This window comes from Streptomyces sp. NPDC030798 (assembly GCF_055572275.1).
Window position 1 is genome coordinate 20,891 of record NZ_JBVIDR010000004.1, and the last position, 15,677, is coordinate 36,567.

The 15,677-nt window shown below is 74.2% G+C and carries 13 protein-coding genes; 7 read left to right on the forward strand and 6 right to left on the reverse strand.

Features of this window, described 5'->3' with window-relative positions; all coding sequences use genetic code 11:
* Nucleotides 1-37: 37 nt before the first annotated feature.
* Nucleotides 38-5,122, reverse strand: a complete 5,085-nt coding sequence (locus ACZ404_RS10880) for an ATP-dependent helicase (RefSeq protein ID WP_468438201.1) — start codon at nt 5,120-5,122, stop codon at nt 38-40.
* A 262-nt stretch (nt 5,123-5,384) separates the two neighbouring features.
* Here ACZ404_RS10880 and ACZ404_RS10885 point away from each other — a divergent pair, with 262 nt between their 5' ends.
* The 3 genes from ACZ404_RS10885 to ACZ404_RS10895 are packed head-to-tail and all read left to right on the forward strand — an operon-like array spanning nt 5,385 to nt 7,311.
* Nucleotides 5,385-6,224, forward strand: a complete 840-nt coding sequence (locus ACZ404_RS10885) for an AraC family transcriptional regulator (protein WP_468438203.1) — start codon at nt 5,385-5,387, stop codon at nt 6,222-6,224.
* Nucleotides 6,225-6,247: 23 nt separating this feature from the next.
* Complete coding sequence (locus tag ACZ404_RS10890) at nt 6,248-7,006, forward strand: AzlC family ABC transporter permease (RefSeq protein ID WP_468438205.1); 759 nt, start codon at nt 6,248-6,250, stop codon at nt 7,004-7,006.
* Nucleotides 7,003-7,311, forward strand: coding sequence for an AzlD domain-containing protein (locus ACZ404_RS10895; RefSeq protein WP_468438207.1), 309 nt, complete (start codon nt 7,003-7,005; stop codon nt 7,309-7,311). The genes ACZ404_RS10890 and ACZ404_RS10895 overlap by 4 nt, the downstream gene beginning before the upstream one ends.
* Before the next feature lie 496 nt (nt 7,312-7,807).
* Here the strand turns inward: ACZ404_RS10895 and ACZ404_RS10900 are convergent, their stop codons facing one another.
* A complete protein-coding gene (locus ACZ404_RS10900) occupies nt 7,808-8,752 on the reverse strand; it encodes a hypothetical protein (protein ID WP_468438209.1) in 945 nt (314 codons plus the stop codon).
* Between the two features lie 80 nt (nt 8,753-8,832).
* Here ACZ404_RS10900 and ACZ404_RS10905 point away from each other — a divergent pair, with 80 nt between their 5' ends.
* The 4 genes from ACZ404_RS10905 (at nt 8,833) to recX (ending at nt 12,511) form a co-directional block, all read left to right on the forward strand.
* Entirely contained in the window at nt 8,833-9,027 is a 195-nt protein-coding gene (locus tag ACZ404_RS10905; RefSeq protein ID WP_468438211.1) for a DUF3046 domain-containing protein, read from the forward strand.
* Nucleotides 9,028-9,087: 60 nt separating this feature from the next.
* Complete coding sequence (locus ACZ404_RS10910) at nt 9,088-10,344, forward strand: AI-2E family transporter (RefSeq protein ID WP_468438214.1); 1,257 nt, start codon at nt 9,088-9,090, stop codon at nt 10,342-10,344.
* 250 nt (nt 10,345-10,594) lie between these two features.
* Entirely contained in the window at nt 10,595-11,719 is a 1,125-nt protein-coding gene (recA, locus tag ACZ404_RS10915) for a recombinase RecA (protein WP_468438216.1), read from the forward strand.
* A 3-nt stretch (nt 11,720-11,722) separates the two neighbouring features.
* The gene (gene recX / locus ACZ404_RS10920; RefSeq protein WP_468438218.1) at nt 11,723-12,511 is read left to right on the forward strand and encodes a recombination regulator RecX; all 789 of its coding nucleotides are present in this window, start codon (nt 11,723-11,725) and stop codon (nt 12,509-12,511) included.
* A gap of 229 nt (nt 12,512-12,740) precedes the next feature.
* Here recX and ACZ404_RS10925 read toward each other — a convergent pair whose 3' ends face one another.
* From ACZ404_RS10925 to ACZ404_RS10940, 4 genes are all read right to left on the reverse strand, one after another.
* Nucleotides 12,741-13,154 carry a rhodanese-like domain-containing protein gene (locus ACZ404_RS10925; RefSeq protein ID WP_468438220.1) on the reverse strand — a complete coding sequence of 138 codons (414 nt, stop codon included), beginning with the start codon at nt 13,152-13,154 and terminating at the stop codon, nt 12,741-12,743.
* Nucleotides 13,151-13,723 carry a cupin domain-containing protein gene (locus ACZ404_RS10930; protein WP_468438222.1) on the reverse strand — a complete coding sequence of 191 codons (573 nt, stop codon included), beginning with the start codon at nt 13,721-13,723 and terminating at the stop codon, nt 13,151-13,153. Before ACZ404_RS10930 ends, ACZ404_RS10925 begins: the two co-directional genes overlap by 4 nt.
* Nucleotides 13,724-13,823: 100 nt before the next feature.
* A complete protein-coding gene (locus ACZ404_RS10935) occupies nt 13,824-13,961 on the reverse strand; it encodes a putative leader peptide (protein WP_468438224.1) in 138 nt (45 codons plus the stop codon).
* Nucleotides 13,962-13,988: 27 nt separating this feature from the next.
* Nucleotides 13,989-15,590, reverse strand: coding sequence for an FAD-dependent monooxygenase (locus ACZ404_RS10940; protein WP_468438226.1), 1,602 nt, complete (start codon nt 15,588-15,590; stop codon nt 13,989-13,991).
* Nucleotides 15,591-15,677 lie beyond the last annotated feature (87 nt).

Sequence of the window (15,677 nt, forward strand, 5' to 3'; positions counted from 1 at the left end):
GGCTCCCGGCGGCGGGATGCCGGGTCCGCCGGGCAGGTCAGGGTCTCAGGCGCAGGCCGCGGGGGGTGGCGATGAAGCCCGCTCCTTCCAGGAGGGTGCCCAGGGGGGAGGTGAGGGCCTGGGTGCCGTTGACCCGCTCCACCGTGACCGTGCCGAGAGAGCCCGCGCGGGCGGCCGCGGCCAGGGCCTCGGCGGCCGTACGCAGGCGGGGGTCGTCGGTGGCGGCCGTGTCGGGGGCGGACGGCCAGGCCAGCAGCGTCTTGCCACCGCGCTCCATGTACAGCGTGAGCTCGCCCTCCACCAGCACGACGAGCGAGCCCGCCTTGCGGCCCGGCTTGTGCCCGGCCCCGTTCGGCGGCTCGGGCCAGGGCAGCGCCGCGCCGTAGGCGTTGGCGGGGTCCGCAGCGGCGAGGACCACGGCACGGGAGTCGGGGGAGGAGGAGCGGGTACGGCGGTCGCCGCCGAAGCCCCGGCTCGCGGGCGGGACGTAGGCGGTGGACCCGCCGCCCCGGGGGCCGCCGTAGCCGGGGGAGGCGAAGGGGTCGGCGGGGGCGAGGTCGCGCGGGGAGACGTAGTCGCCCGGGGCGGGGCGGTGGTCCTCCGGCGGCCAGGTGAGATCGCCGGGCGTGGCGGGAGTGCCGTGCGGCGGCCAGGAGAAGTCGTCCGAGGGCCTGAGCGCGTCCTCCGGTCGCCAGGTCGAGGCGCCCGGCCGGGCGGGGCTGTTGCGCGGTGGCCAGGTGAAGTCGCCGTCGACGCCCGGGTGGGTGAGTCCGCTGTCGGCCTGGTCGAAGGCGCTCGGGGTGCTGTGGCCGCCGTCGGGGAAGGGGGAGACGCCGGCGGTACCGTTGCCGAAACCGTTCGGCGCGGGCAGGCTCTCGCCGCGTTCACGGGCGTTGGACACCGCGCGGAGGCGGTCTACCGCGCCGTCCATCGCGAACTGGGCGGCGCCCAAACCCTCGACCACGTACCCGCGTCGCGCCTGTCCGCTCTCCTCGAAGGCCGACAGCACGCGGTACACCGCCGAGAAGCCGCCCTCGACGCCCTCCGCGGCCACCGCTCCCCGGGTGACCACGCCATGCCGGTCCAGGAGCGTGCGGGCCAGCGCGTGGGCGCGCACGGTGGCGTCCGGTTCGGACGCCGGGAGCAGGGACCAGCGGCCGGCCACCGTCGGCGGGCCGCTGCGCGAGGCGGTGCGCGCGGCGGCCGTGAGGGAGCCGTAACGGCCGCGCGGGACGGCGCGTTTGGCGCGGTGGGCCGTCGAGCCCGCCGTCCGGCCCGAGCCCAGGAGCGAGCGCATCGGGGCGAGGGTGTCGTTGGTGAGCCGTCCCGACCAGGCCAGGTCCCACAGGGCGTCGGCCAGCTGGGGATCGGTGGCGTCGGGATGGGTGGTGGCGCGGACCTGGTCGGCGATCTGGCGGAAGAACAGGCCGTAGCCGCCGGAGAGGGCGTCCAGGACCGACTGGTGGAGCGCGGTCGGCTCCAGGGGGTGCGGCGGCGGCAGGAGAAGGGGTGCGGCGTCGGCCAGATAGAGGGAGACCCAACCGTCCTTGCCGGGCAGCGCGCCCGCCCCGGCCCACACCACCTCGCCCGCGGCGGTGAGTTCGTCGAGCATCGAGGGCGTGTAGCCGGCCACCCGGGAGGGGAGGACCAGCTTCTCCAGCGCCGAGGCGGGTACGGAGGCGCCCTGCAGCTGCTCGACGGCGCGCACCAGTCCGTCGATGCCGCGCAGCCCATGGCCCTTGCCGATGTGCTGCCACTGAGGCAGGAACTGGGCGAGGGCGGCGGGCGGTACGGGCTCCAGTTCGTGCCGGAGCGCGGCCAGGGAGCGACGGCGCAGCCGGCGCAGTACGGCCGCGTCGCACCACTCCTGGCCGATGCCCGCCGGGTGGAACTCGCCCTGGACCACACGGCCGTTCGCGGCCAGCCGGTGCAGCGCGCCCTCGGTGACCGCCACCCCCAGGCCGAAGCGGGCCGCCGCCGTGGCCGACGTGAAGGGGCCGTGCGTGCGGGCGTAGCGCGCGAGGAGGTCGCCGAGCGGGTCCTTGACCGGTTCGGTGAAGGCCTCCGGGACGCCCACGGGCAGCGCCGTGCCCAGGGCGTCGCGCAGTCGGCCCGCGTCCTCGACGGCCGCCCAGTGCTCGGCGCCGGCGATGCGGACCCTGATGGCCCGGCGGGCGCCGGCCAGATCCCGCGCCCACGCGGGATCCGCGCCCCGCTCGGCCAGCTCGGCGTCGGTCAGCGGACCCAGCAGCCGCAGGACGTCGGCCACACCCTCCACGTCCTTGACCCGGCGGTCCTCCGTCAGCCACTGCAGCTCGCGCTCCAGCTCGGTCAGCACCTCGGCGTCGAGCAGCTCGCGCAGCTCCGCCTGGCCCAGCAGCTCGGCCAGCAGCCGGGAGTCCAGCGACAGGGCGGCGGCGCGGCGCTCGGCGAGCGGGGAGTCACCCTCGTACAGGAACTGGGCGACGTAGCCGAACAGGAGCGAGCGGGCGAAGGGGGACGGCTCCGGAGTGGTGACCTCGACCAGGCGGACCTTGCGCGCCTCGATGTCACCCATCAGTTCCACGAGGCCCGGAACGTCGAAGACGTCCTGCAGGCACTCCCGGACCGCCTCCAGGACGATCGGGAACGAACCGAACTCGCTCGCCACCTGCAGCAGCTGGGCGGCCCGCTGGCGCTGCTGCCACAGCGGGGTGCGCCGGCCGGGGTTGCGGCGCGGCAGCAGCAGCGCGCGGGCGGCGCATTCCCGGAACCGGGAGGCGAACAGGGCGGAGCTGCCGACCTGATCGGTGACGACCTGGTCGACCTCGCCCTTGTCGAAGGCGACGTCCGCCGCTCCGACGGGTGCCTGCTCGCTGTCGTACTCGGTGCCGGCCTTCGTCGGGGCCTGGTCGAGCAGGTCCAGGCCCATCAGGTCGGCGTCGGGCAGGCGCAGCACGATGCCGTCGTCGGCATGCATGACCTGGGCGTCCATGCCGTACCGCTCGGACAGACGGGCGCCGAGCGCGAGGGCCCAGGGGGCGTGCACCTGGGCGCCGAAGGGGGAGTGGACGACGACCCGCCAGTCGCCCAGCTCGTCGCGGAAGCGCTCGACGACGATCGTGCGGTCGTCCGGGACATGGCCGCACGCCTCGCGCTGCTCGTCCAGGTAGGACAGGACGTTGTCCGCGGCCCACGCGTCCAGGCCCGCCGCCAGCAGGCGCAGCCGCGCGTCCTCCCTGGGCAGGGAGCCCACCTCGCGCAGGAAAGCGCCCACCGCGCGGCCCAGTTCCAGCGGGCGGCCGAGCTGGTCGCCCTTCCAGAACGGCAGCCGGCCCGGCACGCCCGGCGCGGGGGAGACCAGGACCCGGTCGCGCGTGATGTCCTCGATCCGCCAGGAGCTGGTGCCCAGGGTGAAGACGTCCCCCACCCGGGACTCGTACACCATCTCCTCGTCCAGCTCGCCGACCCGGCCCCCGCCCTTCTTGGGGTCGGAACCGGCGAGGAAGACCCCGAAGAGGCCGCGGTCCGGGATCGTGCCGCCGGAGGTGACCGCGAGGCGCTGGGCGCCGGGGCGGCCGGTGACCGTGCCGGCCACGCGGTCCCACACCACGCGCGGGCGCAGCTCGGCGAACGCGTCCGAGGGGTAGCGGCCCGCGAGCATGTCGAGGGTCGCCGTGAAGGCCGACTCGGGGAGCGAGGCGAAGGGGGCCGCGCGACGGACCGTGGCGAGGAGGTCGTCGAACTGCCAGGTGTCCAGCGCCGTCATGGCGACGAGCTGCTGGGCGAGCACGTCCAGCGGGTTCGCGGGGACCCTCAGGGACTCGATGGCACCCGAGCGCATCCGCTCGGTGACCACGGCCGCCTGCACCAGATCGCCCCGGTACTTGGGAAAGACCACGCCGGTGGAGACAGCGCCCACCTGGTGCCCCGCGCGGCCGACGCGCTGGAGCCCGGAGGCCACCGACGGCGGGGACTCGACCTGGACGACGAGGTCGACGGCGCCCATGTCGATGCCCAGCTCCAGGCTGGAGGTGGCGACCACGGCGGGCAGCCGGCCCGCCTTCAGGTCCTCCTCCACCAGGGCGCGCTGCTCCTTGGAGACCGAGCCGTGGTGCGCGCGGGCGAGCACCGGGGGCGCACCCTGGGCCGCCCCGGAGCCGCCCATCAGCTGGGCCGGGGCGTGGTGCTCGTCCAGCGTCTCGCCGGTCGCCCGCTCGTAGGCGATCTCGTTGAGCCGGTTGCACAGCCGCTCCGCGAGGCGGCGGGAGTTGGCGAACACGATGGTCGACCGATGGGCCTGCACCAGGTCGGCGATCCGCTCCTCCACGTGCGGCCAGATGGAGGGCCGCTCGGCCCCGTCGTTGGCGTCGGTCGCCGGGGAGCCGCCCAGCTCGCCCATGTCCTCGACCGGCACGACCACGGAGAGGTCGAACTCCTTGCCGGACTCCGGCTGGACGATCTCGACCTTGCGGCGCGGCGAGAGATACCGGGCCACCTCGTCCACCGGGCGCACCGTCGCCGACAGGCCGATGCGGCGGGCGGGGCGCGGCAGCAGCTCGTCCAGCCGCTCCAGGGAGAGGGCGAGGTGGGCGCCGCGCTTGGTGCCCGCGACCGCGTGCACCTCGTCGAGGATCACCGTCTCGACACCCGTGAGCGCGTCGCGCGTGGCCGACGTCAGCATCAGGAACAGTGACTCGGGAGTGGTGATCAGGATGTCCGGCGGGCGCGTGGACAGGGCGCGGCGCTCGGCGGCGGGGGTGTCGCCGGAGCGGATGCCGACCTTCACCTCCGGCTCGGGCAGACCCAGGCGGACGGACTCCTGGCGGATGCCGGTGAGCGGACTGCGCAGGTTCCGCTCGACGTCGACCGCAAGGGCCTTCAGAGGCGAGACGTACAGCACCCGGCAGCGCTTCTTCGGGTCGGCCGGGGGAGGGGTCGAGGCCAGCTGGTCCAGCGCGGCGAGGAACGCGGCCAGCGTCTTGCCCGAGCCGGTCGGGGCCACCACCAGCACGTCCGAACCCGCGCCGATGGCCCGCCACGCACCCGCCTGGGCCGCGGTGGGCGCGGAGAACGCCCCCGCGAACCAGCCACGGGTCGCGGGGGAGAAGCCATCGAGGGCCCGATGCGCGGAACTGACCATGCGTCCATCCTGCACCCACCCACTGACAATCGACCTGACCTGGGCAAATGGGGCGGGGGTGGAGCGGGTGAGGGGCCGGGCAGGGGCCGGGGACCGAGGTCTCAGCCACACGGACGGGTGGGTGATGGCGGTGGGCGGTGGGAGGTGGGAGGTGGGCGGCGGACTGTGGGAGCGGTCGGGAGCTCGGACATGGTCGGTCCGACAGCAGAGGCCTGACAGGAGCGGCCGACGGGAGAGGGGCGTGGCGGCGGAGAATGGGGGCATGGCGGGGTTGGTCGAGCGGGCGCGGCACTGGCGGTACGAGGAGCTGCCGGGGGTCGATCTGTTGCGTGCCCGGTATGTGCACAAGGCCTTCGTGCGCCACACCCACGAGAACTTCGTGATCGCGGGCATCGCCGACGGCGTCGAGGTCTTCAGTCACCGTGGCTCCGATGTGTCCGTCGGCGCGGGGGCGCTCGCGCTGGTCAACCCGGACACCCCGCACACGGGCCGGGCCGGTGTGCCCGAGGGCTGGCGGTACGGCGCGGTCTATCCCTCGCCCGACGTGGTGGCCGCGATCGCCGCCGAGACGACGACCCTGCGCGGCACTCCCGGCTTCGTCAGCCCGGTCCTCGACGACCCGTACACCGTCCGCCTGGTCCACCAGGTGCTCCGGGCCGCCGAGGAGGGCAACGCCCTGGCCGCCGACACCCTGCTGCGCGTGGCCGTGACCCGGCTGCTGCGGCTGAACGGCGGCTCACTGCCCCAGCGCCGGCCCCGGACGGCCGGCGCCCGCACCGCAGCACGCGCGCGTGCCGTACTGGAGGAGCGGATGGCCGAACCGCCGAGCCTGGAACGCCTGGCCGCCGACCTCGGCACCAGCCCGTTCGCCCTGCTGCGGGCGTTCCGCGACGTCTACGGCATGCCCCCGCACACCTGGCTGACCGACGCCCGCGTGCGCCGGGCGCGGCTCCTGCTGGACGCGGGGACGGCACCCGCCGAGGCCGCCGTGGCCGTCGGCTTCACCGACCAGCCTCACCTCAACCGCCACTTCAGCCGCATCGTCGGCGTGCCCCCGGGCGCCTACCAGCGCGAGCGCAAGAACGTACAAGACCCGGGCTGACGGCCACCCGTACCGTCCGAGGCGTGGCAGAACGACAGACAGCACTCGCGGAGACGGCCGCCGTGCACGAGGAGAAGCCTGACGCAGCCGTCGTACGGGACGCCCTGGGCGTCGGCGTCGCCGTAGGGCTGTCCGGGGTCGCCTTCGGGGTGACCTCGGCCGGCAGCGGACTCGGGCTCCTGCAGACCTGCGTGCTCAGCCTCCTGGTGTTCACCGGCGCCTCTCAGTTCGCCCTCGTGGGCGCGCTCGCCGCCGGCGGCAACCCGTTCACGGCCGCCGCCGGGGCCTTCTTCCTGGGCGTGCGCAACGCGTTCTACGGACTGCGCCTTTCACAGTTGCTGGCTCTCCCGCGCGCGGTGCGGCCGTTCGCCGCGCAGTGGGTGATCGACGAGACCACGGCGGTGACCCTGGCCCAGCCGACCCGGCGGGCGGCGCGGATCGGCTTCACCGTCACCGGGCTCAGCCTGTACCTGCTGTGGAACCTCACCACGCTGCTCGGCGCGCTCGGCGCGAAGGCTCTCGGGAACACCGACGCCTGGGGCCTGGACGCGGCCGGACCGGCCGTGTTCCTGGCTCTGCTCGCCCCCATGCTCAAGACGCCCACCGAACGCTTCGTCGCCGGCCTCGCGGTCCTGCTGGGCCTCGGCCTGCTGCCCGTCCTGCCGGCCGGCGTACCGGTCCTGGTGGCGGCGCTCGCGGCGCCGGCCGTGCTGTTCGCCGAGGGCCGGCGGGGCGGCCGTACCCGGCGCGTGGCGTCCGACGGACCGGAGGAGGACCGGTGAACACCTGGATCGCGATCGGCCTGACCGCCCTCGGCTGCTACGCCGTCAAGCTCGCCGGACTGCTCGTGCCCGCCGGCGCGCTGGAGCGGCCGGCCGTCCGCCGGCTCGCCGCGCTGCTCCCGGTGGCCCTCCTCGCCGCGCTCACCGCTCAGCAGGCGTTCTCCGACGGGCACGCGCTCGTGCTGGACGCCAAGGCGGCGGGGCTCGGCGCCGCCGCCGTCGCGCTGCTGCTGCGCGCACCGTTCCTGCTGGTCGTCGCGGTGGCCGTGGTGGTGACGGCGGGGGTCCGGGCGATAACCGGCTGAGCCGCCCGAGCCCGACCGGCCCCGCCTCCGCCCGACGCGTCCAGTGCCCCAGCGGCTCCACCGGCAGCCCCGGCCCGGACGGCATCGCCCGGTCCCAGGTCGGCTCGGACCGGTAGCGCGGCCCGGACCGGCGCCGCTGACTCCGACCCGACCCGACCCGACCCGACCCGACCCGGCCTGGCCCGGCCCGGCCCGGCCTGGCCCGGCCTGGCCTGGCTCGGGCTCGGACGACCGGCGCCGGCTCCGGCTCGTCCCGGCACCGGTGATTCCAGTTCGGCCTGGCTCGGTTCGGGTCGGGCACCGCTGATTCCAGCTCGGCCTGGCTCGGTTCGGATCGGCTCGTCCCGGCACCTCGCGGTACTTGAACAGCTCTGCCCGGCTCGCCGTGCCCCAGACCCGGCTCAGCCTGGCTCACCGCGCCCGGCGCCGGCCGGCCGAGCCCGGCTCAGTCCCGCCCGGCCCCGGCCCGCCCCAGCCCGGCGCGGCCCCGTGCGGCTCAGCCCACGAAGCGGCCGTACGCGCGCAGGGTGCGCAGGGCCTCGATCGTCACCATGGGGCGTGCCTCCAGCGCGGGTACCGGTGCCCACTGGCGCCAGCGGACGGACCAGCCGCCGTCCTCCTGCTGGCCGTCGGCGAGGAGGTCAAGGGAGCGCGCCATCTCCTCGTCGGTGAACCACGCGCGCGCGAGCGACTGCGGATCCTTCGCGAAGTCGTGTGGGAAGTGGTGCTCGCCCGGGGCGTAACCGGGGGCGACCGGCCAGGCGTCGAGGTGGTCCGGGTCGAGAGCCGCGAGCCGCTGCTCGCGCACCAGGCGGCCCAGTCGGTCGGCGGCGGCCTCCGCGCGCGGGCGGTCCGGTGCGGAGTCCAGGAAGGCCACGGCCGCCTCCACCTCGTAGGGGTGGGACTTCTCCAGGGACTCCACCGCCTGCCAGCAGAAGTCGGTGGCCCGGAACAGCCAGGCGTGCCACACCTCGTTGCGATGGAGCACGCCCACCACGGGCCCGGTGGCGAGCAGGTCGCTGGGCGGGTCGTCCACGACCGGGACGAACGGCGCCGCCGGATACCCGCGCTGGCTGGGATGGATGGCGGGCAGGGCGCCGTCCGCGGTGGAGACGGAGGTCAGATAGCGGCACACCCGCTCCACCCGCTGCCCGCCGCAGCACCCGACCGCGTCCAGCACGCGCAGCGCGTGCGCGGTGTGCAGAGGCTGGCTCACGGGGCCGCGCAGATCGGGCTCGAGCGCGTGACCGTACCCGCCGTCCTCGTTGCGGTAGGCGTCCAGCGCCGCCTCCACCGCGGCGGCGGAGCCGTTCAGGAAGTGGTACGCGAAGAGCCGCTGCTCCAGCACGCGCGCGGTGAGCCAGACGAACTGTTCGGCGCGGAAGAGCGGGGAGCGCGCCGGGGGCGTAGGGGGGAGGGGGGAGTCTCCTGTTTCGGCCATGGGGCAGACCGTAGGACGGAAAGCGGTCTCGGCAGGCGGTCCCCGGCAGGCTCCACCCCCAGGGGCGGGATACTGGAGTCATGCGGTTGACGGTCTTCTGGCAGCGGATGGCGGAGCACTTCGGTCCGGGGTACGCCGACACCTTCGCGCGCGACCACGTCATGACGGAGCTGGGCGGGCGCACGGTGCACGAGGCACTGGACGCGGGCTGGGAGGCCAAGGACGTGTGGCGGGTGGTCTGCGCGGTCATGGACGTACCCGGGGAGAAGCGCTGACCGGCCGCCAGGATCCGGGGAGGGCAGCGGGCTGTCGGCGGCGTGGGCGAGACTGGGCGCGTGGCACCCACTGACGACACCGAGCCGACCACCCGGCCCGCAGCATCCCCGACCGCTACGACGCCGCCCGCCCGGCCGCCGGCCGACGGCGCCGCGCAGGGCGGCCGCATGCCGCGCTGGCTGCCGCGCGCCATGGTGCTCGCCCTCGCGCTCATAGCCTCCTTCCAGCTGGGAAGCTGGGCCTTCCACCAGCTCACCGGGCTGCTGATCAACATGTTGATCGCTTTCTTCCTGGCCCTCGCCATCGAGCCCGCGGTGAGCCGGATGGCCGCCCACGGCATGCGCAGGGGGCTCGCCACCTTCCTGGTCTTCCTCGGCCTGGCCGTCGTCAGCGCGGGCTTCGTCACCCTCCTCGGCTCGATGCTGGCCGGCCAGATCATCAAGATGGTCGAGGGCTTCCCGGACTACCTGGACTCGCTCATCAACTGGATCAACCAGACCTTCCACACCCAGCTCAGACGCGTGGACGTCCAGGAAGGCCTGCTGCACTCCGACTGGCTGCGCAAGTACGCGCAGAACAGCGCGGCCGGAGTGCTCGACGTCTCCGCCCAGGTGCTCGGCGGTCTCTTCCAGCTGCTGACGATCATGCTGTTCTCGTTCTACTTCGCGGCCGACGGCCCCCGGCTGCGCCGCGCCCTGTGCTCCGTGCTGCCGCCCGCGCGCCAGGCGGAGGTGCTGCGCGCCTGGGAGATCGCCGTCGACAAGACGGGCGGCTACCTCTACTCGCGCGGCCTCATGGCGCTGATCTCCGGGGTGGCGCACTACATCCTGCTGCAGGCCCTGAGCGTGCCGTACGCGCCCGTGCTCGGTGTGTGGGTGGGTCTCGTCTCGCAGTTCATACCGACCATCGGCACCTATCTCGCGGGCGCCCTGCCGATGCTGATCGCGTTCACCGTGAATCCCTGGTACGCGCTGTGGGTGCTGGTCTTCGTCGTGGTCTACCAGCAGTTCGAGAACTACATGCTGCAGCCCAAGCTGACCTCCAAGACCGTCGACATCCACCCGGCCGTCGCCTTCGGCTCGGTGATCGCGGGCACCGCGCTGCTCGGCGCGGTCGGGGCGCTGATCGCCATTCCGGCGGTCGCCACGCTGCAGGCCTTCCTCGGGGCATATGTGAAGCGGTACGCCGTCACGGACGATCCCCGGGTGCACGGCCACCGCCGGCGGAGCCCGGGCGGCCCCGGGGTGCTCACCCGGATACGACGGGTGTGGGAGCGCCGGCCGGGTACGGAGCCGGGTACGGAGGAATCCTCGTAGCAGGGCTGAGCCGCGCGCCGGGAGGGGGCCTCACGGCCCTGCGGACCCCGCCGGTCCGCTTGACACAAAAATCGAACATCCATTCTTATGGAGCCTCAGGCGGGGCTTGGGGTAGGGATTTTCGTCCTGTTTTGCGGGGATGAGTCCCCTGGTTGTCCACAGGCCGAGCCTGCGTCGGGGCGCATTGTCAGTGGCAGGCGTTAGCGTCTTTGACGTGAAGCGATCGACTCAAGCAAACCGGGTGGAACCCATGGCAGGAACCGACCGCGAGAAGGCGCTCGACGCCGCGCTCGCGCAGATTGAACGGCAATTCGGCAAGGGCGCGGTCATGCGCATGGGCGAGCGGTCCAAGGAGCCCATCGAGGTCATCCCGACCGGGTCGACCGCGCTCGACGTCGCCCTCGGCGTCGGTGGCCTGCCGCGCGGCCGTGTCGTGGAGATCTACGGCCCGGAGTCGTCCGGTAAGACCACCCTGACCCTGCACGCGGTGGCGAACGCGCAGAAGGCCGGCGGCCAGGTCGCGTTCGTGGACGCGGAGCACGCCCTCGACCCCGAGTACGCGCGCAAGCTCGGCGTCGACATCGACAACCTGATCCTGTCCCAGCCGGACAACGGCGAGCAGGCGCTGGAGATCGTGGACATGCTGGTCCGCTCCGGTGCCCTCGACCTCATCGTCATCGACTCCGTCGCCGCGCTCGTCCCGCGCGCGGAGATCGAGGGCGAGATGGGCGACAGCCACGTCGGTCTGCAGGCCCGCCTGATGAGCCAGGCCCTGCGGAAGATCACCAGCGCGCTCAACCAGTCCAAGACCACCGCGATCTTCATCAACCAGCTCCGCGAGAAGATCGGCGTGATGTTCGGCTCCCCGGAGACCACGACCGGTGGCCGCGCGTTGAAGTTCTACGCCTCGGTGCGCATCGACATCCGTCGTATCGAGACCCTGAAGGACGGCACGGAGGCGGTCGGCAACCGCACCCGCTGCAAGGTCGTCAAGAACAAGGTCGCGCCGCCCTTCAAGCAGGCCGAGTTCGACATCCTCTACGGCCAGGGCATCAGCCGCGAGGGCGGTCTGATCGACATGGGCGTGGAGCACGGCTTCGTGCGCAAGGCCGGCGCCTGGTACACGTACGAGGGCGACCAGCTCGGCCAGGGCAAGGAGAACGCGCGCAACTTCCTCAAGGACAACCCCGACCTGGCCAACGAGATCGAGAAGAAGATCAAGGAGAAGCTGGGCGTGGGCGTCCGTCCCGAGGAGCCCGCCGCCGAGCCCGGCAAGGACGCCGCGGTCACCACCACGGCCGACGACGCCAAGGCGGCACCCGCCCCGGCGGCCGCCAAGGCCACCAAGCCCAAGGCCGCCGCAGCCAAGAGCTGACCCGTGACACGACGAACCGACTGGGCCGAGTACGAGTACGCCGCCCCCGGCACCCCCCGGGGGAGGGGCACCGGAGGCGACCCGGGCCGCGCCACGGCCGGTGACGACGAGCACGGCGGGCACGGCGGGCACGGCGGGCACGGCGGCGGCTACGGGCACGGCGGCGCGGACCCCGGTGGCGGGCGGAGACGCGGGAGCGGCCGTGGCCGTGGGCGAGGCGGCTTCGGAGAGCCGCCCGGTGAGGACGAAGGCGCCCCTTCCTCGTCGAGGGCCGAGCGGGGGGAGTCTTCGGGGGACCCGGTTGAGCGGGCGCGGGCGATCTGTCTGCGCTTGCTCACCGGGACCCCGCGCACCCGCAAGCAGCTCGCGGACGCCCTGCGCAAGCGGGAGATTCCCGAGGAGGTGGCCGAGGAGGTGCTCTCGCGGTTCGAGGAGGTCGGACTCATCGACGACGGCGCCTTCGCGGACGCCTGGGTGGAGTCCCGGCACCACGGGCGGGGGCTCGCCCGCCGCGCGCTCGCCCAGGAGCTGCGCACGAAGGGGGTCGACTCCGCGTTGATCGACGAGGCCGTCGCCCAGCTGGACTCCGAGCAGGAGGAGGCGACAGCCCGGGATCTGGTCGCCCGCAAGCTGCGGGCCACCCGAGGTCTCGACCGCGACAAGCGGCTGCGGCGCCTCGCCGGCATGCTCGCCCGCAAGGGCTACCCCGAGGGCATGGCCCTCCGCGTCGTCCGCCGGGCCCTGGAGGAGGAGGGCGAGGACACGGAGTTCCTGGAGGGCGAGGGCCCCTGACAGCCGGGCACCCCATGCCCGACCGACGCGCTCGGCACCGTAACCGGCCCCCGGTCGACGCGCTGGACCGCCGCGCCCGACGCCCGGCCGACGTGCTCGGCACGCGCCCCAACGCCCGACGGACGTGCTCGGCATCGGCCCTCAGTGACCGGCCGACGTGCTCGGCGCCGCCCACGGCGCCTCGGCGTGCCCGTCCGGTCGGCCGGTGCCCCGGACCGCCGTCGGTCCGTCACTCCTTGGCCGGCTCCACCGGCAGCCCCGCGGCTCGCCAGGCCTGGAAGCCGCCCACCAGGTCCGTCGCCCGGTGCAGGCCGAGCTGGTGGAGGGAGGCGGCCGCGAGGCTGGAGGCGTAGCCCTCGTTGCAGATCACGACGACGCGCAGGTCGTGCGAGGTGGCCTCGGGGAGGCGGTGGCTGCCCTGAGGATCGAGGCGCCACTCCAGCTCATTGCGCTCGACGACGAGAGCGCCGGGGATCAGCCCGTCCCGCTCGCGCAGGGCCGCGTACCGGATGTCGACCAGCAGGGCCGCTCCGTCGCGCGCCGCCTCGTACGCCTCGCGTGCCTCGATGCGCTCGTAGCCCGCGCGGACGCGCTCCAGCACCTCGTCGATGCCGGCCGGCCGTCCGTTCGTGCCGCCGCTCACTGCCAGTCCTCCGGGCGCTCGACCTGCTCCAGGCGCAGTACCTGGCCCGTGCGACTGTAACGGCGGATCCGCGGCAGAGGCGGGTAGTAGGCGTGGACCGAGATCGCGTGCCGGTCGGGGGACTCGTTGAGCACCTCGTGCACATGGTGGTGGCCGAAGGCGCGGCCCCGTCCGGCGGGCAGCCGGCGCTCGCGGTCCACACCGTCGGTGAGCTCCAGGGTCTTCCAGCCGTCGGTGGGCAGCCGGGCGGCCAGCGAGTACTCCGTGAGCTCACCCGAAGCGGTGAGGAAGGCGCCGACCGAGTCGGCGTGGTCGTGCCAGCCGGTGCCGGTGCCGGGCGGCCAGCCGATCAGCCAGGCCTCGCTGCCCCCGGGGCCTTCGAGCCGCACCCAGGTGCGGCCCTCCGGGTCGAGCGGGAGCGAGCCGATCAGCTCGGTGTCGGCGGCCGTACGCCGCACGAAGTCGAGGAGGTCCGCCTGCGTCGGCGCAGAACCGACGGCACCGGCAGCACTCGCGGGGGCGGCAGGCGCCGCGGAGAAGGCAGAAGACACGGAGGGGGAGGCAGACACGTACACCGTCCTGAGGAGAGTTCGCCGAACGGACGCACGACGGCGCCCGGAGAAGAAACCGGAGACAGAGCCGGAGAAACCCCGGAAAGGGGCAGCGAATTCAGCAGGACGGGCGACACACGCAGCCCGCATAGCGGACGAGGTCCATATGGACCCTCCGCCACAGGCGCACACAGGTGTCGGTCACGATCCGGAGTACAGCACGCTGCCGCACTCCGGTCAACTCACCGTGAACCACGTGGACGGAGGGTGACGAGGCTCACGGTCAGCGGGCGCCGGAGCCGGCCTCCGCCTGCTCCTTCACGGCGCCGCCCAGCGTCGCCTCCGCCGCCGCGTACAGATCGGCCGGCCGGACCCCGCCGAGCGCGGTGACCAGGTGGCCGTCGGGGCGTACGAGGAGCACGCTGTGCGCGGGTGCCCCGGGGTACTCCTCGGCCACCAGCAGCTCCGCAGGGTGCGGCAGCGCGGCGACGGCGGCCGCGAGCCGGGGCATGACGCCGGCGGACACCCAGTGCTTGCGGTCCCACACGCCCGTGCCCGGCGCGATCAGCACGACGAGCAGCGCGCCGCGGCCCAGCCGGTCCCGCAGCCGTACGAAGGAACCGTCCTCCGCGGTGACCCGGACGTCGCTCACCGGCGCGCCGGGCGGGGTGTCGACCGGGATCACCCCCTGCAGATGCCGGGGTGCGAGAGGCGAGTCGGCGTACGCCCCCGGCGCGCCCAGCGGGCCGCGCCCCAGGTGACCGTCCGTCAGCAGCACGTCGTGGCCCCGGGCGGCGCCCGGCACGATGTGGCGCAGCCCGCCCCCGCCGCGAAGCACCGGCAGCACCTGGTCGGCGGCGCGCAGCCGGGCGGCGACCACCGCGCGCCGCTCGGTCTGGTAGCTGTCGAGCAGCGCCTCGTGGTGTCCGTGGTGCCAGGCCGGAGCCAGTTTCCAGGCCAGGTTGTCGGCGTCCCTGAGGCCCTCGTCGAGCCCCTGGGAGCCGAGCGCGCCGAGCAGATGGGCCGCGTCCCCGGCGAGGAAGACCCGGCCCGAGCGCCACCGCCGGGCGAGCCGGTGGTGCACGGTGTGGACACCGGTGTCGAGCAGGTCGTACGGCGGTGTCGTGCCGTTCGTCCAGCCCGCCAGGGTCTCGCGGATCCGGGCCACCAGGAGCTCGGGCGTGACCAGGTCCTTGCCGGGGGGCAGCAGCCAGTCCAGGCGCCAGGCGCCGTCCGGGAGGGGGCGGGCGGTCACCTCCCCGGCCGAGGGCGCGGACTGCCGCCACGGCGGCATCCGATGGAGCAACGCCTGGCCCGGCCACGGAAGTTCCGCGCGCAGCGTGGCGACCGCGTGCCGCTCCACCGCCGTACGGCCCGGGAAGCGGATGTCCTGCAGTTTGCGCACGGTCGAGCGGGGGCCGTCGCAGCCCACCAGGTAACTGCCGCGCCACCAGGTGCCGCTGGGGCCACGCGTGTGCGCGGTGACGGCGGAACGCTCCTGCTCGATGCCGTCCAGCCGGCTGTCCACGGAGACCCGCACCAGCGGCTCGGCCGCGACGGCCGCCCGCAGGGCACCCGTGAGGACGTGCTGCGCCACGTGCACCGGGGCGGGCGTCACCTCGTCGAAGGTGACCTCGCTCATCACCTGCCGGCGCCGCACCGACCGCCAACCGGTCCATCTCAGGCCCTGGTCACCGAGCACGGCGCCGGTGAGCCGCTCCATCAGGGCGGCCGTGTCCTCGCGCAGCACGACGGTGCGCGCCGGACGGGGTTCGTCCTTGCCGGGTCCCTCGTCCAGGACGACGGACGGCACCTCCTGACGGGCCAGCGCCAGGGCGAGCGTGAGCCCGACGGGCCCCGCTCCGACGATGATCACCGGGTCCACGGCGTGGCGCCCCCTGCCCGCAGCGATGCCCCGACGGACGCAGATGAACAGGAAGGTGAAGCGGGGTGCACGATCACAGAACGTATG